Genomic DNA, 21,115 nt, shown 5'->3' on the forward strand with positions numbered 1-21,115 from the left:
CAAGGGGTTACGTTAATGCCGTCAGATACTTAGCGCGGCACTACGGGCTTGCGGGTCGGCTTTTGGCTTTTTCCGCCCTTGGCTGCTTCGTGACGCTCTTTGGCAGCCTGTTTGTTACGGGCGAATGCGGCGGCCTTGGCCTGTTCACGCTTGTCCCACGGGTTGCCGCCATCGCTGGCACGCGGCGGCAGGCCGGTATGCTGGGTCAGGATCTTGGTGGTCTTTTCCCCGGCAACCTTGTGGCTGCCAGCGGGCGTCGAGTTTTTGCGGCGCGCACTCTGGTAGCTGTCAGTCGCAGGCTGGTGCAACGGGATCAGTTGATCCTTGCCCGAACCGATCAGGTCGGCGCGCCCCATACGGGTCAACGCTTCACGCAACATCGGCCAGCCTTTCGGGTCGTGGTAACGCAAGAACGCCTTGTGCAGACGGCGCTGCTCTTCGCTCTTGACGATGGTCACCGAGTCGCTCTTGTACGTGACCTTGCGCAACGGGTTCTTGCCCGAGTGATACATCGCGGTGGCAGTGGCCATCGGCGACGGGTAGAACGCCTGGACCTGGTCGGCACGGAAACCGTTGGTCTTGAGCCAGATGGCCAGGTTCATCATGTCTTCGTCTTTGGTGCCCGGGTGGGCAGCAATGAAGTACGGAATCAGGTACTGCTCTTTACCGGCTTCCTTGGTGTACTTCTCGAACATGCGCTTGAACTTGTCATAGCTGCCAATGCCCGGCTTCATCATCTGGTTGAGCGGACCTTCCTCGGTGTGTTCCGGGGCGATCTTCAGATAACCACCCACGTGGTGGGTGACCAGTTCTTTGACGTATTCCGGCGATTCGACCGCCAGGTCGTAGCGCAGGCCCGATGCGATCAGGATCTTCTTCACGCCCGGCAAGGCACGGGCACTGCGATACAGCTGGATCAGCGACGAGTGGTCAGTGTTCAGGTTCGGGCAGATGCCCGGGAACACGCAAGACGGCTTGCGGCACGCGGATTCGATTTCCGGCGTTTTGCAGGCGATGCGGTACATGTTCGCCGTCGGGCCGCCGAGGTCGGAAATAACACCGGTAAAGCCAGGCACCTTGTCGCGGATCTCTTCGATCTCACGAATGATCGACTCTTCGGAGCGGTTCTGGATGATCCGGCCTTCGTGCTCGGTAATCGAGCAGAAGGTACAGCCGCCGAAGCAGCCACGCATGATGTTGACCGAGAAACGAATCATGTCGTAGGCAGGGATTTTTTCCTTGCCGTACGCAGGGTGCGGAATACGTGCGTAAGGCATGCCAAACACGTAGTCCATTTCTTCGGTAGTCATCGGGATCGGTGGCGGGTTGAACCACACGTCCACTTCGCCGTGCTTTTGTACCAGCGCACGGGCGTTACCCGGGTTGGTTTCAAGGTGCAAGACGCGGTTGGCGTGAGCATAAAGCACCGCATCGCCACGCACTTTCTCGACCGATGGCAAGCGGATGACCGTCTTGTCGCGGGTCATGCGCGGGCTGGCCAGGATCTGTACGACCTTGGCTTCGTTCGGGTCTTCAACCGGACCTTTTTCCTGCTCGATCGCGCAGGCCTGGGTGTCCTGGGTATTGACGTACGGGTTGATGATCTTGTCGACCTTGCCCGGACGATCGATACGCGTTGAATCGACTTCATACCAGTCTTTAGGCGTATCGCGGCGAATGAACGCGGTGCCGCGCACATCGGTAATGTCTTCAATCTTGTGGCCATAGGACAGACGCTGGGCCACTTCAACAATGGCGCGCTCGGCGTTGCCGTACAGCAGGATGTCGGCGCAGGCGTCGATCAGGATCGAGTTGCGGACACGGTCCTGCCAGTAGTCGTAGTGCGCGATACGGCGCAGGGAAGCCTCGATGCCGCCGAGGACGATCGGCACATTCTTGTAGGCTTCTTTACAACGCTGGCTGTACACCAGGCTGGCGCGATCCGGACGTTTGCCAGCCATGCCACCAGGGGTGTAGGCGTCATCGGAACGGATCTTTTTGTCAGCGGTGTAACGGTTGATCATCGAGTCCATGTTGCCGGCCGCGACGCCGAAGAACAGGTTGGGCTCGCCCAGCTTCATGAAATCGTCTTTGGACTGCCAGTTCGGCTGGGCAATGATGCCCACGCGAAAGCCCTGGGACTCCAGCAGGCGACCAATGATGGCCATGCCGAACGAGGGATGATCGACATAGGCATCACCGGTCACGATGATGATGTCGCATGAATCCCAGCCAAGCTGATCCATCTCCTCCCTGCTCATTGGCAGGAATGGTGCTGGGCCGAAACATTCGGCCCAGTACTTCGGATAGTCAAATAGAGGCTTGGCTGCTTGCATGTCGATGACCGGTGTTGAGTACAGAAAATGGGGGCGCGGCATTTACTAAGAAATTCGCGGGCGCGGAATATAGCACAAAAAGTGATCAATTCCGACGGCGATGGTCGGAATTGATCACTCACCTGTGGGAGCGGGGTTGCTCGCGATGGAATCGCTGCGGCTGGACAGAGATACCGAGCCGCTTGAATCGCGGGCAAGCCCGCCCCCACAGAGAAGCGCCGGGCGCTTAATCGTCGTCGAAGTTGTAACTGCCCGGCGCCAGGTTTTCGAAGCGCGTGTACTTACCGATAAACGCCAGGCGCGTCGTCCCGATAGGGCCGTTACGCTGCTTGCCGATGATGATCTCGGCAATGCCCTTGTGCTCGGTTTCGGGGTGGTACACCTCGTCCCGGTACACGAACATGATGACGTCGGCATCCTGCTCGATGGCTCCGGATTCACGCAAGTCGGAGTTGATCGGGCGCTTGTTGGGCCGTTGCTCAAGGGAACGGTTGAGCTGCGACAACGCCACTACCGGGCAGTTGAATTCCTTGGCCAGCGCCTTGAGGGATCGCGAGATCTCGGAAATCTCGTTGGTACGGTTGTCACCGCCCGAACCCGGGATTTGCATCAATTGCAGGTAGTCGATCATGATCAGGCCGATATCGCCGTGCTCACGTACCAGTCGTCGGGTACGGGCGCGCATTTCCGATGGGCTGATGCCCGCCGTGTCGTCGATAAACAGCTTGCGGTCATTGAGCAGATTGACCGCCGAAGTCAGGCGCGGCCAATCGTCGTCTTCGAGGCGACCGGCCCGGACCTTGGTCTGGTCGATACGCCCAAGGGACGACAGCATACGCATGATCAGCGATTCGCCTGGCATCTCGAGGGAGTAAACCAGTACCGCTTTTTCGCTGCGTAGCACTGCGTTTTCAACGAGGTTCATCGCAAAGGTGGTTTTACCCATCGATGGACGACCCGCGACGATGATCAAGTCGGCAGGCTGCAGGCCGCTGGTCATGCCGTCCAGGTCGGTGTAGCCGGTGGACAGGCCGGTGATGGCGTTGTCGGTATTGAACAGCGTGTCGATACGGTCGATGGCTTTGGTCAACAGATCGTTGACGCTGACCGGGCCGCCGGTTTTTGGCCGGGCCTCGGCAATCGCAAAGATCTGGCGCTCGGCCTCGTCGAGAATTTCGGCAGCATTACGGCCTTCGGGGTTGAAGGCACTGTCGGCGATCTCGGTGCTGATGCCGATCAACTGGCGCAAGGTGGCGCGCTCGCGAACGATCTGCGCATAGGCCTTGATGTTGGCGACCGACGGCGTGTTTTTTGCCAGCTCTCCGAGATAACCAAGACCGCCGACTTGCGAGGTCTGACCTTCCTTGTCCAATTGCTCGGCAAGGGTCACGACGTCGATCGGGGAGTTCTGGTCCGCCAGCTTGGCGATGGCACGGAAGATCAGGCGGTGGTCATGCCGATAGAAATCACCGTCCGAGACCTGATCCAGCACGCGTTCCCAGGCGTTGTTATCCAGCATCAAACCACCGAGCACAGCCTGTTCGGCCTCGATGGAATGCGGAGGCACCTTCAGGGCTGCGGTTTGTAGATCGTATTGCTCAGGAGCGGAGATATCGTTCATGGCCACTTGGAATAAGTATGAAAATCAGAAACTGCAGAAAGACAAAGGGCACGACCTGTAAACAGGATCGTGCCCGATGTTAACCGTCCGGCACACAAGGTGCCAGTCAGTTAAGACTGCTTAAGCAGCTACCACAACAACGCGTACGGTTGCTTCAACTTCGGCGTGCAGGTGCACAGCCACGTCGAATTCGCCAACGTTGCGGATAGTGCCGTTCGGCAGACGAACTTCGCTTTTAGCAACTTCAACGCCGGAGGCGGTCAGTGCATCAGCGATGTCGTGAGTGCCGATCGAACCGAACAGCTTGCCTTCGTCGCCAGCAGTGGCAGTGATAGTCACTTCCAGCTCAGCCAGTTGGGCAGCGCGTGTTTCAGCCGAAGCTTTCTTGTCTGCAGCAGCTTGTTCCAGCTCAGCACGACGCTCTTCAAACGCAGCCAGGTTGGCAGCGGTTGCAGCGGTAGCTTTGCCGTACGGCAGCAGATAGTTACGACCGTAACCGGCCTTAACATTTACTTTGTCGCCCAGGTTGCCCAGGTTCGCGACTTTTTCCAGAAGGATCAGTTGCATGTGAAAATCCTCTTAACTTTTAACCTTCACCGTCCGCAGAGTCTTTATCGGCACTTTTCGGTGCCAGACGTCCGCGAAAATCAATCAGGCTGTCGACAATGGCCAAAACCACGAGCAACGGATAGATCAGCTGCATAAACAGCAACAGCGTGACGTACAACCCCACCAGCCAGAACCTGGCCAGTCGCTTTTGCGCCACCAGCCCATGAATCAGGGCTAGCCCGGCGAAGAACAGCGCTACGCTGCACAACGGCGTAAGCATGGCCATTTCAGGACCGAAGTTCGGTCCTACAAGCATGCACGCCAGCAATACGAGCGCTGGTCCCAGCGGTAGGCGGATGCTGCGAAATTCGCTGGCAAAACCGCCCGGGTTGTACAACAACGCCTGCCAATAACGCCCAAGCATCAGGCTAAGCACGCTGACGACCTGCATCAAAGCTGCAATCAATCCGGTGAGGACGGGTGCAATCAGTGCTCCAAGGCGCGCTCGCTCTACGTCAGATAACTTGTCGTAGAGACCATTGAGGACCTGCGGCAGAAGTTTTTCCAACTCCTGCGCCATCGCACCAATGGGTTCGCGGAAAACCGTACCCAGGATCACGCCATACACCACACCCAACGCTACGCTGACCAGCAGCACGCGGTTCCAGGACTGTTCGGCGCGCAACATCAACGCCAACCCCAGAGTTCCAAGCAGCACCATAAGGGTGCGAGGCTCTCCGAGAAACCACCAGACCAAGGCCGGCAGTAAAGCCCATGAGAGGATGCTCAAGGCATCTCTCGGACCGCGCCGCAGGAGCACAAGGCTACCTGCAGCAGCACTCAACCAGAACAAGAACGGCAATGCCGCACATCCGGCCACGATTAACGTGGCCTGCACACGGCCTCGCATGATGAACTCAGCTAAGGCGCGCATGCTTTCAATCCTTTACTACTTGTCGACTGCCCGGTCTCAGCGGCCGTGGCTGTCGGTGTAGGCCAGCAGGGCCAGGAAGCGGGCGCGCTTGATAGCGGTGGCCAGCTGACGCTGATAACGAGCTTTAGTACCGGTGATGCGGCTTGGAACAATTTTGCCGGTCTCGGATACGTAAGCTTTCAGAGTGTTGAGATCCTTGTAATCGATCTCTTTCACTTCTTCTGCTGTGAAGCGGCAGAATTTACGACGACGGAAGAAACGTGCCATGTAATTGGCTCCTCAAAAGGTCCGTGGATTACTCGTCAGCGTTATCGCTGGCGTCGCTGTTATCGCTGTCATCGCCATCGGCGCTGTCAGAATGCTCAGGACGGTCACGACGCTCACGGCGCTCACTGCGGTTTTCTTCAGCCTTGAGCATCTCGGACTGGCCAGTTACGGCTTCGTCGCGACGGATGACCAGGTTACGGATCACAGCATCGTTGTAACGGAAGTTGTCTTCCAGCTCAGCCAGGGCTTTGCCAGTGCACTCAACGTTCAGCATCACGTAGTGAGCCTTGTGAACATTGTTGATTGCGTAGGCCAGTTGACGACGGCCCCAATCTTCCAGACGGTGGATTTTGCCGCCGTCTTCTTCGATCAGCTTGGTGTAACGCTCTACCATGCCGCCGACTTGTTCGCTTTGATCCGGGTGGACCAAAAAGATGATTTCGTAATGACGCATGAATGCTCCTTACGGGTTGTAGCCTGCCGCTAACTAAAAAGCGGTCAGACAAGGAGTGAATGACACTTGTGTGTCTTGCCTAGAGAGGCACATATGCGCCCGCCATGACGGCAAGGGGCGCAATTGTAGAGAAGGGACAACAGGGGCGCAAGGCAATTGGTGATTATTTGAACAATATTGCATTGCAAACACCTCAAACAACGATGGGAGCGGACTGGGTCGCGATGGCATCGACGCGGTCATCCAGACACACCGCGTGATACGCATCGCGAGCAAGCCCGCTCCCACCGTTAAATCCGTCTGCGGTTACTTCTTTTTCGCAGGGGACTTGGCTTTGACGCTGCGCTGACGCAAGGCTTCGAACAGGCAAACGCCTGTCGCTACCGAAACGTTCAGGCTGCTGACACTGCCCGCCATCGGCAGGCGTACCAGGTAATCGCAATGCTCACGCGTCAGACGACGCATGCCTTTGCCTTCGGCACCCATGATCAGGATGGTAGGCCCTGTCAGGTCTTGCTCGTACAGCTCCTGCTCGGCTTCGCCGGCAGTACCGACGATCCACAGACCGCGCTGCTGAAGCTTCTTCAACGTGGCCGCAAGGTTGGTAACTGCAACCAACGGAATCACTTCCGCTGCACCACAGGCTACTTTTCGCACAGTAGGGGTCAACGTTGCAGACTTGTCCTTAGGCACGATAACCGCCAAGGCGCCGGCGGCATCAGCCGTACGCAGGCAAGCACCCAGGTTGTGCGGATCGGTCACACCGTCCAGCACCAGAATCAGCGGAGCACCTTCGGTGCGATCCAGCAATTCGTTGAGCATGGCCTCGCCCCACACCTGGCTCGGGCTCACATCAGCCACAACACCCTGGTGTACGCCCTCAACCCAAACGTCCATCTCGCGACGTTCGGCATTACCTACCGGCACCCGGCTTTCATCAGCCAGCGCGATCAGGGTCTGAACGCGCGGATCGCTACGACCCTCGGCCAACCACACTTGCTTTACGCGCTTGGGATGATGACGAAGCAACGCTTCTACGGCGTGGATGCCGTAGATTTTTTCCAACTGACTCATGACTTGGCCTTAGGTTTGCGCGACCCACCGCTTTTGGCAGCAGGAGCGGCGCCCGATTTTGGCGGGCCTTTACGATGTTTACTCGGTTTTGAAGGCTTGCCTGCATCTTTAGCAGGTGCTGCCCTACCCGACTTTCCCGGCTCCGATGTCCGACCGCCGCTTTTAGCTTCGGCCAACAGCGCCTGTTTCAATTCGCGACTCTTGCGCAGCTCGGCGTTTTTTGCGGCGGCATCACCAGGGCGATAGGCGTCGTCGGTCGTCTTTTTCACGGCCTTGGCTGGCGCGCTGCGTCGTGCTGCAGGTGCTGGCTCGACTGGCTTTTCAGTGGCCTTGGTGCCCGACTTGCCGGCATTTTTGGCCTTGGGCGCATCAGTGGTGCGATTTTTACGACCAATCGGTGCACTGAGGGTTTTTTCCGCCATTTCGAAGTCGATCTTGCGTTCGTCGAGATCGACGCGCATCACCCGCACTTCAACGGTGTCGCCCAAGCGGAAACTACGACCGGTGCGTTCGCCCGCCAGGCGGTGATGCACAGGGTCGAAGTGATAGTAGTCACCCGGCAAGGCGGTTACATGAACCAGACCTTCGACATAGATATCGGTCAGTTCCACAAACAGACCAAAACCGGTCACCGCCGTCACCACACCCGGGAACGACTCGCCGACGCGATCCTTCATGAACTCGCATTTGAGCCAGTTGGTCACGTCACGCGTAGCTTCGTCAGCACGGCGCTCGCTCATCGAGCACTGCTCGCCGAGCTGCTCCAGAATCGCTTCGTCGTACGGATAGATACGCGCTTTCGGAATGGTCATCGCGCCAGCACGGCGAACGTGCGGGGTGTCCATTTTGGAATGGATCACGCTGCGAATTGCACGGTGCGTCAACAGATCCGGGTAGCGACGAATCGGCGAAGTGAAGTGGGTATAGGCTTCATAGTTCAGGCCGAAGTGGCCCTGGTTATCAGCGCTGTACACCGCCTGACTCAACGAACGCAGCATCACGGTCTGGATCAGGTGGAAATCCGGGCGATCCTTGATGGTTTCAAGCAGCGCCTGGTAGTCCTTCGGCGACGGACCATCCTTGCCTTTGTGCAGGCTCAGGCCCAGCTCACCCAGAAAGGCGCGCAGTTTTTCCAGACGCTCCGGTGGCGGACCATCGTGAACGCGATACAACGCAGGAATTTCGTGCTTCTTGAGGAATTCAGCGGTGGCCACGTTGGCTGCCAGCATGCACTCTTCAATCAGCTTGTGCGCGTCGTTACGGGTGGTTGGGCGAATTTCAGCGATTTTGCGCTCGGTACCGAAGATGATCCGGGTTTCCTGCGTTTCAAAATCAATCGCGCCACGGGTATGACGAGCGGCCAGCAGCACTTTGTACAGCGAGTAAAGCTGCTTGAGGTGCGGCACGACATCAGCGTATTCGCTGCGCAGTTGCTTGGCCTCAGTGGTTTTTGGCTGTTCCAGGATGGTGCTGACCTTGTTGTAGGTCAGACGTGCCTGGGAGTGAATCACCGCTTCATAGAACTGATAATCAGTCATTTCGCCGGTTTTGGAGATGGTCATCTCGCAAACCATGGCCAAACGGTCGACTTTCGGGTTCAGGGAGCACAGACCATTGGACAGCTGCTCAGGCAGCATCGGGATCACGCGCTCAGGGAAGTACACCGAGTTACCGCGAACCTGCGCTTCGGCATCCAGAGCGGAACCGATTTTCACATAGCTGGAAACGTCGGCAATCGCCACGTACAACTTCCAGCCACCGGAGAACAGGCGCAGCTTGCCAGGCTTGGCTTCACAGAAAACCGCATCATCGAAGTCGCGGGCATCTTCGCCGTCAATGGTGACAAACGGCAGATGACGCAGATCGATGCGCTTCTCTTTGTCTTTTTCTTCGACTTCCGGCTTCAACCGGGCCGCTTCCTTAAGGACAGCTTCCGGCCAGACGTGGGGAATGTCGTACGTGCGCAGGGCAATATCGATTTCCATGCCTGGGGCCATGTAGTTTCCTACGACCTCAAGCACATCACCTTGCGGCTGGAAGCGCGGCGTCGGCCAGTGAGTGATCTTCACTTCGACGAACTGGCCAATTTTTGCGCCAGCGTTGCGACCCGGCGTAACCAGCACTTCCTGCTGGATCTTCGGGTTATCGGCCACTACGAAGCCAATGCCGCCTTCTTCGAAGTAGCGACCCACGATGGTTTCGTGAGCACGCGAGACCACTTCCACGATCACGCCTTCACGACGACCACGGCGGTCCAGCCCCGAAACACGGGCCAGCGCACGGTCGCCATCGAACACCAGACGCATTTGCGACGGGCTCATGAACAGATCGTCACTGCCATCATCCGGGATCAGGAAGCCGAAGCCATCGCGGTGACCACTGATGCGGCCGAGAATCAGGTCGAGCTTGTCCACCGGCGCATAAGTGCCACGGCGCGTGTAAATCAGTTGGGCATCACGTTCCATCGCTCGCAGGCGACGGCGCAAGGCCTCGATTTGGTCTTCTGTAGTCAGACCGAACTCTTCCACCAACTGTTCGCGAGCAGCAGGCGAGCCACGCTCGGCCAGATGCTGAAGGATCAGTTCGCGGCTAGGGATAGGGTTTTCGTATTTTTCCGCTTCACGTGCGGCCTCGGGATCGAGGGTCTGCCAATCGGCCATTAGATAGTTTTCACCTTGTCTATATGCGGGTTAGTTTGGCATACGCGTATTGAAACGGGAAATTTCAGGGCCACACTGGGCCTTAATAGTCCTTAATGACGCGCTTTGACGCTACCAGCCAACCGTTCGCGAAAAATTTTCAATATTTTTAATCACAACGCTTTACAGGTCAAAGGGTCATCCGTATAGTGCGCGCCATCGACAACGGCAACGTTGAAGATGTTGCCCAGATGGTGAAATTGGTAGACACGCCAGCTTCAGGTGCTGGTGATCGCAAGGTCGTGGAAGTTCGAGTCTTCTTCTGGGCACCAATTCAGAGAGTCAGAGTAGTACAACTCTGGCCCTCACACAAAAACCCGCGAAAGCGGGTTTTTGCATTTCAGATATTCATAAGCCCCTGATTTAATAAAATTAAAACAGGGGTTTACAGATTCAAAAGCTCTCCGTATAGTGCGCCACATCAACAGCGGCAACGTTGCTGATACTGCCCAGATGGTGAAATTGGTAGACACGCCAGCTTCAGGTGCTGGTGACCGCAAGGTCGTGGAAGTTCGAGTCTTCTTCTGGGCACCAATTCAGGTTTACAGATTCACGCTGTATAACCACTCTAAAAGCCCGCGAAAGCGGGCTTTTTAGTTTCCGCAATTGCTTACCCTCCCCCAAGATTTCTTTATCAGCGATCCCAAAGTCGCATTTGATAATCCATCTCATCCGCATTAATATCCGGCCACCTTCAGATCGCTAGCGCGCCCACCCGGATTCTCGTGCCCGACAACAACGACAGGCTCCAGCTTTACCTCACGCATCGCCTTGCCCTGGTCGATTACGCCGCACCTATCGTGGGCTGTCGGGCCAAGGCAGAAGACGTGGTTCAAGAAGCCTGGCTTCGTTTCAGCCAAGGTGCGGACAACCTGATCCCGCTGACGCAGCCGGTCGGCTACCTTTATCGCATCGTGCGCAACCTGGCCTTCGACCTCAATCGCCGGGCAACCTTGGAAAACCGCCACACCACACGCAGTGAATCACTGGACGAACATATTTCCAGCACCCCGTCCCCCGAGCAGCAAGCCCTGCATCTGGACGAACTGCGCAAATTGCAACATGCTCTGTCGCGCCTGCCAGAGCGTACGCGACAGGCCTTTGTACTGCATCGACTGAACGGCCTGACGTTTCAACAAATCGGCACACAACTTGGAATCTCCGTGAGCCTGGCCCACCAATTGGTCCGCGACGCCCTGACCTACTGCGCGGAACAACTGAGTGATGACTGACAATCCGAACCCGATCTGGGAAACCGCACTGGACTGGCTGCTGCTGATCCAGGAGAACCCCCACGACCACGAACTGGCCGAACGCTTGAGTCTTTGGCGAGCCAGCGCCCCCGAACATGACGCGGCGTATCGCAAGGCCCTGAAAGTCTGGCGCTTGAGCGGTGAAGCCTTGAGTTCGCCGATTGCCGTAGCGCCCGCGCCGGTGACTCTACGCCCTCCCACACCCCTGAGCCGACGCAAGCGCGCACTGGTCGGCGCTGCCGTGGCCGCGAGCGCCCTGCTGATGTGGGGCCCCGACTGGCAAGCGATGCAGGCCGACTACCGCAGCCCAATCGCTGAACACCGCACCATCGCGCTGAGTGATGGCAGCCAGATGCTTCTGGACAGCAATACCCTCGCTGACGCGCAGTTCAACCCTGAGCAGCGAGAGATCACGCTGGTGCGCGGACAGGCTTTTTTCTCGGTGACACACGATGCCAACCGCGCCTTCTACGTAAACGCCGGCGACGTGCGGGTTCGCGTGACCGGCACTGCGTTTGCGGTCAATCTGGGCGACAACGGCGTCGATGTCAGCGTCGAGAGCGGCACGGTTGTCGTGCAAACACCGCAATCCTCGACCTCGTCCACACACCTGCTGGGCCAGGGCGATCAACTGCACTTCACTGCAAGCGATCAGCACACCCGCATCGCGCAATTGCCCCCGGAGCAAATCGCCCCGTGGCGGCGCTGGCAGCTGGTGGCTGTTGATCAATCGATCGATGACGTGATCATGCAGTTGCGCCGCTATCAGCCCGGCCTGATTGTGCTGACCGACAAGGCACTGGGCCAACGCCGCATCACCGCCGCCCTGAACTTGCGCAATCCAAAAAGCGCATTGCAGGCCGCAATCGCCCCATTGGGTGGGCGCCTGCAAGACAGCGTGCCGTATACCCTGATCGTCTCGACCAAGCCTTAGTCATCTCAGAACAGCTGCACCTCACTCCGGCAGTCTTTTAAAACTATTTTCATTTATTTCTGGAAATCCTGCGGTACCAAGAGTCTTTACCTACGAACGTCACTGATAAAGATTCGCATTAGTGACTATGGCGTTTCATTTCGTAGGTCACTTCATGCCCTCTTTGCGTTTGCAATGCGTCAGCCTCCTGCGCTGCCGATCGCTGTCCATGGCCCTGCTGCTTGGGTTGCCTGCGCTGGCCATTGGCGCCAGTCCTGTGTCCAACGCGCAAACAAAACAACAGCAGTTGCCGTTGCACTTCCAGATCCCGGCCCAGCCATTGGCCAGCGCCCTGATTGCGTTTTCCCAGCAGTCGGGCTGGCAGGTCAGCGCGGAAAGTGCATTGCTCACCGGCCTGAGCGGTTCATCCGTCGATGGCAGCATGAGCCCCGAGAAAGCCCTGGCCCGCCTGCTACGCGGCAGCGGCCTGCAATGGGAGCTCACCTCCGCCGACAGCGCCTCCATCCTGCCGCCTGCTGAAAACGATGTGCTGCAGATCAAAAGCACGCCAATCACGGCCATAGACTCGGTGTTCCAAGGCGAGCAGGTCATTGACCGGCATATGATCGAAAGCTTGCCTTCAGGCAATGGCGATATCACCAGCCTGCTGCGCACCAACCCCAACGTACAGTTCGATAACAACCAACTGAGCAGTAAGACCCCGGGGGAAATTGCCCCTGCCGATATCAGCATCAACGGCGCTAGGCCCTGGCAAAACCTGTTTATCGTTGACGGCATGAGCATGAACAACGACCTGGATCCCGGTGGCACCAACGATGACTTCGATGAAATGCCGGGCCGCAGTCAGGGGCTGGCACTGGATACCGATCTGCTCCAGGACATCAAGGTCTACGACAGCAACGTACCCGTGGAATTTGGCGGCTTTAACGGCGGCGTGGTCCAGGCCAATACCCGCGACCCCAAGGCCGACTTTCACGGCAAGCTCTCGGTACAGATGTCACGCTCCGAATGGACCCGCTATCACCTGAATGAAGATGACCCGGACCTCGACAATTTCGAGGCCGGCTTTGGCAACAACAGCCAACCCGACTTTAAAAAAATCATCACCCGCGCCACCCTCGAAGGGCACTTGAGCGACAACTTCGGCTTGCTGGGCAGTTTTTCGCGCAAGGACTCGACCATGCCCACCCGCGTGTTTGCCGTGTCCAACCAGACCGATACCGCCAATGCGGCTGAAGTACAGACCCGACGTATCGACAATTACTTTCTCAAGGCTGTCTGGCAGGTCAACGAGGACTGGAAGCTGGACGTGAGCCTGACCCACGCCCCGGAAACCGCCAAGACATTTGGCCCCAGCGCAATCTTCTCCGCTCGTGAAATGGAGGCTGGCGGCGATAGCCTCAGCGCACGGCTGGTGTGGAATGCTGCGCTGGCCCGAGTAGAACAAAACCTGAGCTGGAGCAAACTGAACACCTCCCGCTACTCCGACAGCGACTACATGGTGTTTTGGCGCACCTCCACGACCAAAAACTGGAGCACCTCAGGAGCGGCTACCGAGGGCGGTTTTGGTGATATTGAAGAAACCCAGAGAAGCCTGGCTTACAAGCTCAAGGCCGACTGGAACAGCTTCAGTTGGCTGGGTGTGAACCACGCCTTGCAAACTGGCATGGAACTGTCGCAAAACACCGCCAGTTATGAGCGCAACACGCCATACAACAGCTACACCGTCGCCGCCACAAGCGCTTGCGTGGGCAATGACCCCTACTGTTCGATGGGCACCACCCTCACCGATGGATGGGACGGCCAGTACGCTAAAAAGAAAACACTGAGCCAGGGCAAAACCAGCCTCGACACCCGCACCTGGGCGTTGTACCTGCAAGACGAGATGCGCTACAAACGCCTGACCGTAAGGCCCGGCGTGCGGATCGACGGCGATGACTACATGAACCAGACCACCGTGGCACCGCGCCTGGCGATTGAACTGGACGTCTTCGGCGACAGCTTGACCCGCATCACCGGCGGCGCCAACCGCTACTACGGACGCAACCTGTACACCTACCGCCTGCGTGACGGCGTCGCCGCCATGGGCACCGAATACACCCGTGCCAGCCAGACCTCCGACTGGGTACTGACCAAGCGAGTGGCCAACGACAGCAAATTCAACCAGCTCAAAGTACCTTACGATGACGAACTGACCCTGGGCCTGAGCCATGTGCAATGGAACACCGAGTTCGCCGTCAAATACGTAAAACGCATGGGCCGGGAGCAAGTCAGCCGCGCCTGGGGCTCGCAAATCGGCGAGCCCTCCGATGACACGGCCACCCTGGCAGCCAACTACTACACCTACTACAACGGCGGTAAAAGCGACGCCGACATCTACACCCTGACCATCACCCCGCTACAAGCCTTTACCCTGGGCAGCACCCGCACTTCAGGGCAGTTCGCCATGGACTGGAGCAAAATCCACAACACCGGACTGTCCAGCTACACCGCCAATATTGGTGCCACCTACGTCGAAGACCCGACCATCCAGTACGACGGCAAGTTCATGAAGTACTCCGACATGCCAGCGGCCAACTACAACCGTCCGTGGACTGCGCGCCTGACCACCCTCACTGAAATCGAGCCACTGCATCTCACCTGGAGCAATTTCTTGCGTTATCGGGACGGCTATCGCCGCATCGCCGCTACGGGCAAGAAAGTCCAGCACGAGGGAAAGGACGCTTATGTCTGGGCACAGACACCCTTTTCCGGAGCGCTGACCTGGGACACCCGCCTGGCCTGGGAGATGCCCACCGCCAAGGAACAGACGGTGTTCGTCAACCTCGACGTGACCAACCTGCTGGACAAGAAAATCGTCGGCGCCACCGAGACCAGCGGCCTGGCCACCTATGAAGTCGGCCGTCAATTCATGCTCGAAGTGGGGTACACGTTTTGAAAACTGCAGCCCTTTTCGTCGGCCTGACCCTGGGCAGCCTGGCCCTGAATGCAAGCGCCTGCGATGAACAGGCCGCCAACTACAAGGCGTGCATCGCCCAACAGTACCGGCAGCCCGTCGCCCAATGGCCCGCGCCCCAGGTGGATACCGATGTGGACTGGCAGGAAATGGCCGCCTTGCCTGCACACGCTCCCGCACCTCCCGAAAACCCCTTCAGCGAACCCAAGGCCGCACTGGGCAAAAAACTGTTCAACGACCCCACGTTGTCGCGCTCCGGACAGATTGCCTGCGCGTCGTGCCATGAGGCCGATATGGCCTTTGCCGATGGCCGCCGCGTGTCGTTCGGTCATGACCGCCAGAGCGGTCGGCGCAATGCTCCCAGCCTGGTAATGAGCGGCTACAGCACGGCGCTGTTCTGGGACGGGCGAGGCGGCAACCTCGAACAACAGGCCATGCACCCCATCGTCGATCCGGTGGAAATGGCATTCGACATCCCGCAACTGCTGCAACGACTCAATACCGACACCGCCTACCGCGAGCAGTTTGCACAGGTCTTCGGACCCGGGCCGATCACCACGCAGCAAACCGCCCAGGCCCTGGCCACCTTTCAGCGCACACTGGTGAGCGCTACGCGCAATACCCCCTTCGAACAACTGCTACGCGGGCGCCCGCAACGCATGAGCGACGAGCAGCTCTACGGCCTGCACCTGTTTCGCACCAAGGCGCGCTGCATGAACTGTCATTTTGGTCCGGCCCTGAGCGACGAGCAGTTTCATAACGTCGGCCTGAGCTACTACGGGCGTAAATACGAAGACTTGGGGCGCTACGAGGTGACGCGCAAACCTGAGGACGTGGGCGCATTCCGCACCCCGTCGTTGCGACTGCTGATGAAAACCGGGCCGTGGATGCACAACGGTCTGTTCGTGAACATGGAAGGCACCCTGGCGTTCTACAACATGGGCATGCCCCGCCCGCGCCCAAACGCGCAACAGGTCGATGACCCGCTGTTTCCGCGCACAAGCGACCGGCTCAAGGCGCTGAACATGGATAAGGACGAACTGCGAGCCTTGCGCAGCTTTCTGGACACGCTGTAGACAGCACCCTGCTTTGTGGGAGCAGGTTTGTTCGCGATGCAGACGACGCGACCTACCCGTAAAACTGGCAGCGAACCCATCGCGAGCAAGCCCGCTCCCACAAAAGCAGAACGGGTCGCCAGCATCACATTTCGTCGCGCTGGCACAATTGGACGCTGGGTCAAGCGCACTTGAGAAACGATATCGTTTATTATTGTTACAAGTTTTGTAGTACCCAAGCGAGGAACCCAGCGAATGATGCTCCGAAATACCCGGCTTGCGACATCCCTACTGCGCGGTCTGACTCTCTCCATTCTTGGTCTTGCACTGACCTCTCCCGCCCACGCTGGCGAACCTGTGTCGCTGACGCTGTACAACGGCCAGCACAAGGAAGTCGGCGACAACCTCGCCAAGGCCTTCGAGGCCAAGACCGGTATCCACGTCAACGTGCGCAAGGGCAGCAGCAACCAGCTGGCCAGCCAGATCATGGAAGAAGGCGACCGCTCGCCTGCGGACGTGTTCTACGCAGAAGAATCGCCGCCGCTGAACAACCTGGGTGAGCAAGGCTTTCTGGCCAAGGCCGATGACAGCACGCTGCAAGCACTGCCCAAGGAATATGTAGCGGCCAACGGCACCTGGATCGGCGTCACTGCGCGTACCCGCGTCGTCGCGTTCAACCCGAAGAAGATCAGTGAAGACCAGTTGCCCAAGTCGGTACTGGATTTCGCCGATCCGCAATGGCAAGGCAAGATCGGCTTTGTCCCCACCAGCGGCGCTTTCCAGGAACAGGCCGTTGCAATCATCAAACTGCACGGACGCGAAGCCGCCGAAGAATGGCTGACCGGCCTGCGCGCTTTCGGCAAGACCTACACCAACAACATGGTGGCGCTCAAAGCAGTAGAGAATGGTGAAGTGGCCGCGGTTCTGGTCAACAACTACTACTGGTTTGCCTTGCAGCGCGAGAAGGGCCAACTGGACTCCAAGCTTTATTACTTCACCGATGGCGATGCGGGCGGTTTGGTGACCGTGTCCAGCGCTGGCGTGCTGAAGGCCAGCAAACACCCCAAGGAAGCCCAGCAATTGCTGGCTTACATGGCCAGTGAAGAAGGCCAGCGCGTCATCACCAACACCACCGCTGAATACCCGATGCGCAAAGGCATGGTGTCCGAGCGCGGCCTTAAGCCATTTGAAGAGCTGCAACCGCCAAAAGTGACCCCGGCCGACCTGGGCAACGCGGAAGAAGCGCTGGACCTCGAACGTGATGTAGGCCTGCTCTGATGCTGTCTGGCGCCCAACCTGCACGCTTTACGCCCACCCGCAAAAAGCCTTCGATCTGGCTGTTGTTGCCCGTCCTGCTACTGGTGGGCCTGAGCCTGTTGCCGCTGCTGTATGTCGGCACCAAGGCCTGGCAAGCCGGATGGTCTGAAGCACTGCACCTGTTGTGGCGACCCTACGTTTTTGGCCTGATGCGCAACACCCTGATGTTGATGGTCGGCGTCACCGTGACGTGCGCGCTGATCGGCCTGTCCCTGGCCTGGCTGCTTGAACGCAGCAACCTGCCAGGACGGCGCTTGTGGGGTGTGATCCTGTGCCTGCCGTTTGCGGTGCCGGCGTTCGTCAGCAGCTTTACCTGGGTCTCCCTGAGCGCCAGCTTTGAAGGCCTGGGCGGAGCGATCCTGGTGATGAGCCTGTCCAAGTACCCGCTGATTTTCCTGCCGGTCGCGGCCACCCTGCGCAACCTTGACCCGGCCCTGGAAGAGTCGGCCCGTACCTTGGGACAGAACCGCTGGGGGGTGTTTTTCAACATCACCCTGCCACTGCTCTGGCCCTCGCTGCTGGCCGGTTCATTGTTGATTGCCCTGCATATGCTGGTGGAGTTCGGCGCACTGTCGATCATTGGGCTGCAAACTTTCACGACGGCGATTTATCAGCAGTTCGAGCTGGAGTTCAGCAACGCCAATGCGGCGATGCTGTCTGCGGTGCTGCTGGTGATGTGCCTGAGCCTGCTATGGCTGGAGTTGAAAGTGCGCGGCAAGGGTCGCCATATTCGCATCGGCCAGGGTGCGGCACGCCACGCCGAACAAGTACGCCTGGGCAAGTGGTCGGTGCCGGGGCAACTGTATTGCCTGGCGCTGGCAGTGGTTGGCAGCGGCATCCCGCTGGGCATGCTGGTGTACTGGCTGGTCAAGGGCAGCTCGGCCGCTTTTCCGATGGCCGAGATTGGCGAGGCATTGCTCTCGTCGCTGTCACTGGCTTTGGGCGGCGCGGCGCTGTGCCTGGTCCTGGCCGTGCCGGTTGGATTACTGGTGGTGCGCTACAAAGGCCCGCTGGCGATCTGGGCGGAACGTTTGCCGTACCTGCTGCACGCCCTGCCGGGGCTGGTCATTGCTCTGGCGCTGGTGTACTTCGCCCTGCACTTCGTGCCGGCGCTGTACCAGACTTCAGCGTTGCTGCTGATTGCCTATGCCCTGCTGTTTTTGCCGTTGGCGCAGGCACCGATCCGCACAGCCCTGAACAAGGCAGCACCGCAACTGGAAGAAGCGGCCCGCACGTTGGGTGCCACATCGTTTTCGGCATTTTGCCGGGTAACGCTGCCGATCATCTTCCCGGCCCTGGGGGCAGCGTTTGCCCTGGTGTTTCTGGATGCCATGAAGGAACTGACCGCCACCTTGCTGCTGAGCCCCACCGGGCTTAACACCTTGGCGACGCAGGTTTGGTCCCACACCTCGAATATAGAATTTGCAGCGGCGGCGCCTTATGCGGCGTTGTTGATTCTAGTGTCGGGGCTACCGGTGTACTTGCTCACTACGAGAATGTATTTGAGCCGCTAAACGCCAAGAGGCTCGTAGCAGTTGCCGAGCCTGCGAGGCTACGTCCGATTGCGAAGCGATCGTAAAACCTGAGCACACGGTTTAACAGTTACACCGAGCACTCTGACTTTACGACGGCTGCGCCGCCGAACGCAGCCGTCGTCCCTCGGCAGCTGCTACGGGATCATGTTGCTTCTTTACGCCCTGAACTGCCCCAGGCTCGCCTTGAGCTGCGCCGCCAACCCGTCCAGCACCTTGCCGCTGGCCGTGGTCTGGGTCACGGCCTCGGCCGCACGCTCGGCCTGGGCGTGGATCACCTCAACCCGCCCGCGCACCGCATACGCACCTTGTGCCTGATGCTCTGCCGCCTTGGTGGCCTCGCCAATGGCCGTGTGCACCTGTTCGACCGAGGTCTGTACGGTTTGCTGCAACTGAACGCTGCCACGCAGCACAGCCAACCCCTCATTGGCCTGACGCCCTGCCAGACCAATCGCCGCAACAGCCTCTTTCGCGCCCTGCTGCAATGCCACGATATGGGCCTGTATATCCCCTGTGGAGCTTTGGGTTTTGCTGGCCAGCGCCCGCACCTCATCTGCCACCACCGCAAAACCGCGCCCGGTCTCACCCGCCCGCGCCGCCTCGATGGCCGCGTTAAGTGCCAACAAGTTGGTTTGCTCGGCAATGCCGTGAATCACCGTCAGGACGACTTCGATCTGCTCGCTTTGTTGGGCCAGGCGCTCAATGACCTTGGCGCCCTCGCCTACCTGCCCTGCCAGCGCCTCGATCAGGCCGCCCACCTTGGCCGAGGTGCGAGTGTTTTCATCCGTGGCCTGACGGATATCGACCACCTGCTTGAGCGCGGCCTGCATTGCCTGGCTTTCGGACTGCGCCGCATCCGCCATGGTCGACAGCGCGTGCAGGCTTTGCGCGACTTCATCACGCTGTAGTTTCGCGGCAGCATCCGCGCCCGCGTTGCGCAGGGTCATCACGCCGATCTCGATGCCGGTGCGCTGCGCCACATCCCCCGCCTCACGCACGATGGGCTGCAGCTTGTCGACAAAGCGATTGACCGCCGCCGCCATATCGCCGATTTCATCCTTGCTGTTCAGGCCCACACGCTTGGTCAAATCACCTTCGCCTGCGGCCAGATCATCCAGGGCCGCAATCAGCAACAGCAACTTGTTGACCACACGCCGCCCCAGCACCACGGCCAGCAACAGCAACACCCCAAGGCCCACAACCGCCAGCCCCATGCCAATGCGCCAGCGCAAAGTGTCAGCCGCCTCGCGCACGGTTTGCGCAGTGTTGGCCTGCATCTGTGCCGCAGCAGCCTGCGCCGACTCCAGCCGTGCCCCCAGTGCCGCCGAACTGTCGCTGGCAGCGCCTTGCAGGCTCTCACCGACCAACTGCTCGCTGTTGACGATCAGGGTCGCAAAACGTTTATCGAGTGCGGCCAGATCCTGTTCAACCGAGGCAGTGGAAACCCCCATCAGTACTTTGCCGATTTCGACCCCATTCGGGTTGATGGACGCTTCGAGGTAATACACCGACGGATCGTGACGGGCCGCATCGAGAACTTTATCCAGCGCCCGCTCCCCCTTGCCCTTGGCCAGGAGGGCCTGGTTGATCGGGATATCGCGATTGAGGTATCGAGTCAGATGTTGACCTGTGGCGTCGTCATACACCACGAACAACACATTGGGATTGCGCTGAGCGCGACGGGCGAAATCGGACAGCGTGGGCACGTCATTGTCCCAGATGGCACGGGGCGCCACGGCGGCCAGCAATTGCGCCATGTCGTTGGCCGAATCCTGCAGGTTCTTCTCCAGCGCTTGCTTGAGTTGCATTTGCTCGTCTTTCAAGCGCGGCTCCAGGCCCGCGGTGAGACGCTGACGGGTACTGGCAGACAGCGCTTCAAGGCTGCTTTTGACTTCACGGCCGGCCTGCTCCAGTTCGGCCGTCAGCTTTTGACTGTCAGCCCCCAGACGGGTGTCCAGATCGGACTCCAGGGCCGTCACCGTGCTGCGCGTCAGTGCGACAGCCACCAGCACTTGCACCAAAAGAGCGATACCCAGGGTAACGAATACAGGCCGAAGCAGACGGCTTTGTAACAGTGAGAGAACGGCAGACACAGAAAACCCTCCACTTAGGTGCCATTATTTTGATAGCACGC

15 protein-coding genes and 2 tRNA genes are annotated in these 21,115 nt (G+C 58.9%); 8 read left to right on the forward strand and 9 right to left on the reverse strand.

What is annotated here, in order from left to right; genetic code table 11:
* Positions 1-29: 29 nt before the first annotated feature.
* The 8 genes from AACY07_RS10915 to rnr form a co-directional block, all read right to left on the reverse strand.
* On the reverse strand, positions 30-2,336 hold the full coding sequence (locus AACY07_RS10915; protein WP_133076628.1) for a YgiQ family radical SAM protein: 2,307 nt from the start codon (positions 2,334-2,336) through the stop codon (positions 30-32).
* Positions 2,337-2,562: 226 nt separating this feature from the next.
* The gene (gene dnaB, locus AACY07_RS10920) at positions 2,563-3,957 is read right to left on the reverse strand and encodes a replicative DNA helicase (protein WP_095035110.1); all 1,395 of its coding nucleotides are present in this window, start codon (positions 3,955-3,957) and stop codon (positions 2,563-2,565) included.
* A gap of 120 nt (positions 3,958-4,077) precedes the next feature.
* Positions 4,078-4,524 (reverse strand): 50S ribosomal protein L9, encoded by a 447-nt coding sequence (rplI, locus tag AACY07_RS10925; protein WP_003439047.1) that lies wholly within the window; start codon positions 4,522-4,524, stop codon positions 4,078-4,080.
* Positions 4,525-4,543: 19 nt separating this feature from the next.
* Positions 4,544-5,440 (reverse strand): hypothetical protein, encoded by an 897-nt coding sequence (locus AACY07_RS10930; protein WP_133076630.1) that lies wholly within the window; start codon positions 5,438-5,440, stop codon positions 4,544-4,546.
* Between the two features lie 36 nt (positions 5,441-5,476).
* The gene (rpsR, locus tag AACY07_RS10935; protein ID WP_003171373.1) at positions 5,477-5,707 is read right to left on the reverse strand and encodes a 30S ribosomal protein S18; all 231 of its coding nucleotides are present in this window, start codon (positions 5,705-5,707) and stop codon (positions 5,477-5,479) included.
* A gap of 28 nt (positions 5,708-5,735) precedes the next feature.
* Positions 5,736-6,161 (reverse strand): 30S ribosomal protein S6, encoded by a 426-nt coding sequence (gene rpsF, locus AACY07_RS10940; RefSeq protein ID WP_003439045.1) that lies wholly within the window; start codon positions 6,159-6,161, stop codon positions 5,736-5,738.
* Between the two features lie 306 nt (positions 6,162-6,467).
* A complete protein-coding gene (gene rlmB, locus AACY07_RS10945) occupies positions 6,468-7,235 on the reverse strand; it encodes a 23S rRNA (guanosine(2251)-2'-O)-methyltransferase RlmB (protein ID WP_133076631.1) in 768 nt (255 codons plus the stop codon).
* Positions 7,232-9,895 (reverse strand): ribonuclease R, encoded by a 2,664-nt coding sequence (gene rnr, locus AACY07_RS10950; RefSeq protein ID WP_133076632.1) that lies wholly within the window; start codon positions 9,893-9,895, stop codon positions 7,232-7,234. The genes rlmB and rnr overlap by 4 nt, the downstream gene beginning before the upstream one ends.
* 224 nt (positions 9,896-10,119) lie before the next feature.
* Here rnr and AACY07_RS10955 point away from each other — a divergent pair.
* The 8 genes from AACY07_RS10955 to AACY07_RS10990 all read left to right on the forward strand — a co-directional run bounded on the left by AACY07_RS10955 (position 10,120) and on the right by AACY07_RS10990 (position 18,963).
* A tRNA-Leu gene (locus AACY07_RS10955) sits at positions 10,120-10,206 on the forward strand.
* A gap of 175 nt (positions 10,207-10,381) precedes the next feature.
* Positions 10,382-10,468: transfer RNA gene (locus AACY07_RS10960), tRNA-Leu, on the forward strand.
* 191 nt (positions 10,469-10,659) lie between these two features.
* The gene (locus AACY07_RS10965; RefSeq protein WP_133076633.1) at positions 10,660-11,166 is read left to right on the forward strand and encodes a sigma-70 family RNA polymerase sigma factor; all 507 of its coding nucleotides are present in this window, start codon (positions 10,660-10,662) and stop codon (positions 11,164-11,166) included.
* The gene (locus AACY07_RS10970; protein ID WP_339474797.1) at positions 11,159-12,121 is read left to right on the forward strand and encodes a FecR family protein; all 963 of its coding nucleotides are present in this window, start codon (positions 11,159-11,161) and stop codon (positions 12,119-12,121) included. Before AACY07_RS10965 ends, AACY07_RS10970 begins: the two co-directional genes overlap by 8 nt.
* 208 nt (positions 12,122-12,329) lie before the next feature.
* Positions 12,330-15,059 carry a TonB-dependent receptor plug domain-containing protein gene (locus tag AACY07_RS10975; protein WP_339474799.1) on the forward strand — a complete coding sequence of 910 codons (2,730 nt, stop codon included), beginning with the start codon at positions 12,330-12,332 and terminating at the stop codon, positions 15,057-15,059.
* On the forward strand, positions 15,056-16,153 hold the full coding sequence (locus AACY07_RS10980; protein WP_339474800.1) for a cytochrome-c peroxidase: 1,098 nt from the start codon (positions 15,056-15,058) through the stop codon (positions 16,151-16,153). The genes AACY07_RS10975 and AACY07_RS10980 overlap by 4 nt, the downstream gene beginning before the upstream one ends.
* 234 nt (positions 16,154-16,387) lie before the next feature.
* A complete protein-coding gene (locus AACY07_RS10985; RefSeq protein WP_133076636.1) occupies positions 16,388-17,410 on the forward strand; it encodes an iron ABC transporter substrate-binding protein in 1,023 nt (340 codons plus the stop codon).
* The gene (locus tag AACY07_RS10990) at positions 17,410-18,963 is read left to right on the forward strand and encodes an ABC transporter permease (RefSeq protein WP_219262130.1); all 1,554 of its coding nucleotides are present in this window, start codon (positions 17,410-17,412) and stop codon (positions 18,961-18,963) included. Before AACY07_RS10985 ends, AACY07_RS10990 begins: the two co-directional genes overlap by 1 nt.
* Before the next feature lie 176 nt (positions 18,964-19,139).
* Here the strand turns inward: AACY07_RS10990 and AACY07_RS10995 are convergent, their stop codons facing one another.
* Positions 19,140-21,074, reverse strand: a complete 1,935-nt coding sequence (locus AACY07_RS10995) for a methyl-accepting chemotaxis protein (protein ID WP_339474801.1) — start codon at positions 21,072-21,074, stop codon at positions 19,140-19,142.
* Positions 21,075-21,115 lie beyond the last annotated feature (41 nt).

Origin of the sequence: Pseudomonas sp. RL_5y_Pfl2_69 (assembly GCF_963970465.1) — a bacterium.
Taxonomy (GTDB): Bacteria; Pseudomonadota; Gammaproteobacteria; order Pseudomonadales; family Pseudomonadaceae; genus Aquipseudomonas.

Excerpts from the sequence above, each read along its gene's own strand:
- rpsR (WP_003171373.1), bottom strand. The coding sequence starts at position 5,707 with ATGGCACGTTTCTTCCGTCGTCGTAAATTCTGCCGCTTCACAGCAGAA.
- dnaB (WP_095035110.1), bottom strand. The coding sequence starts at position 3,957 with ATGAACGATATCTCCGCTCCTGAGCAATACGATCTACAAACCGCAGCC.
- rlmB (WP_133076631.1), bottom strand. The coding sequence starts at position 7,235 with ATGAGTCAGTTGGAAAAAATCTACGGCATCCACGCCGTAGAAGCGTTG.
- rplI (WP_003439047.1), bottom strand. The coding sequence starts at position 4,524 with ATGCAACTGATCCTTCTGGAAAAAGTCGCGAACCTGGGCAACCTGGGC.
- AACY07_RS10915 (WP_133076628.1), bottom strand. The coding sequence starts at position 2,336 with ATGCAAGCAGCCAAGCCTCTATTTGACTATCCGAAGTACTGGGCCGAA.
- rpsF (WP_003439045.1), bottom strand. The coding sequence starts at position 6,161 with ATGCGTCATTACGAAATCATCTTTTTGGTCCACCCGGATCAAAGCGAA.
- rnr (WP_133076632.1), bottom strand. The coding sequence starts at position 9,895 with ATGGCCGATTGGCAGACCCTCGATCCCGAGGCCGCACGTGAAGCGGAA.
- AACY07_RS10975 (WP_339474799.1), top strand. The coding sequence starts at position 12,330 with ATGGCCCTGCTGCTTGGGTTGCCTGCGCTGGCCATTGGCGCCAGTCCT.
- AACY07_RS10970 (WP_339474797.1), top strand. The coding sequence starts at position 11,159 with ATGACTGACAATCCGAACCCGATCTGGGAAACCGCACTGGACTGGCTG.
- AACY07_RS10985 (WP_133076636.1), top strand. The coding sequence starts at position 16,388 with ATGATGCTCCGAAATACCCGGCTTGCGACATCCCTACTGCGCGGTCTG.
- AACY07_RS10990 (WP_219262130.1), top strand. The coding sequence starts at position 17,410 with ATGCTGTCTGGCGCCCAACCTGCACGCTTTACGCCCACCCGCAAAAAG.
- AACY07_RS10930 (WP_133076630.1), bottom strand. The coding sequence starts at position 5,440 with ATGCGCGCCTTAGCTGAGTTCATCATGCGAGGCCGTGTGCAGGCCACG.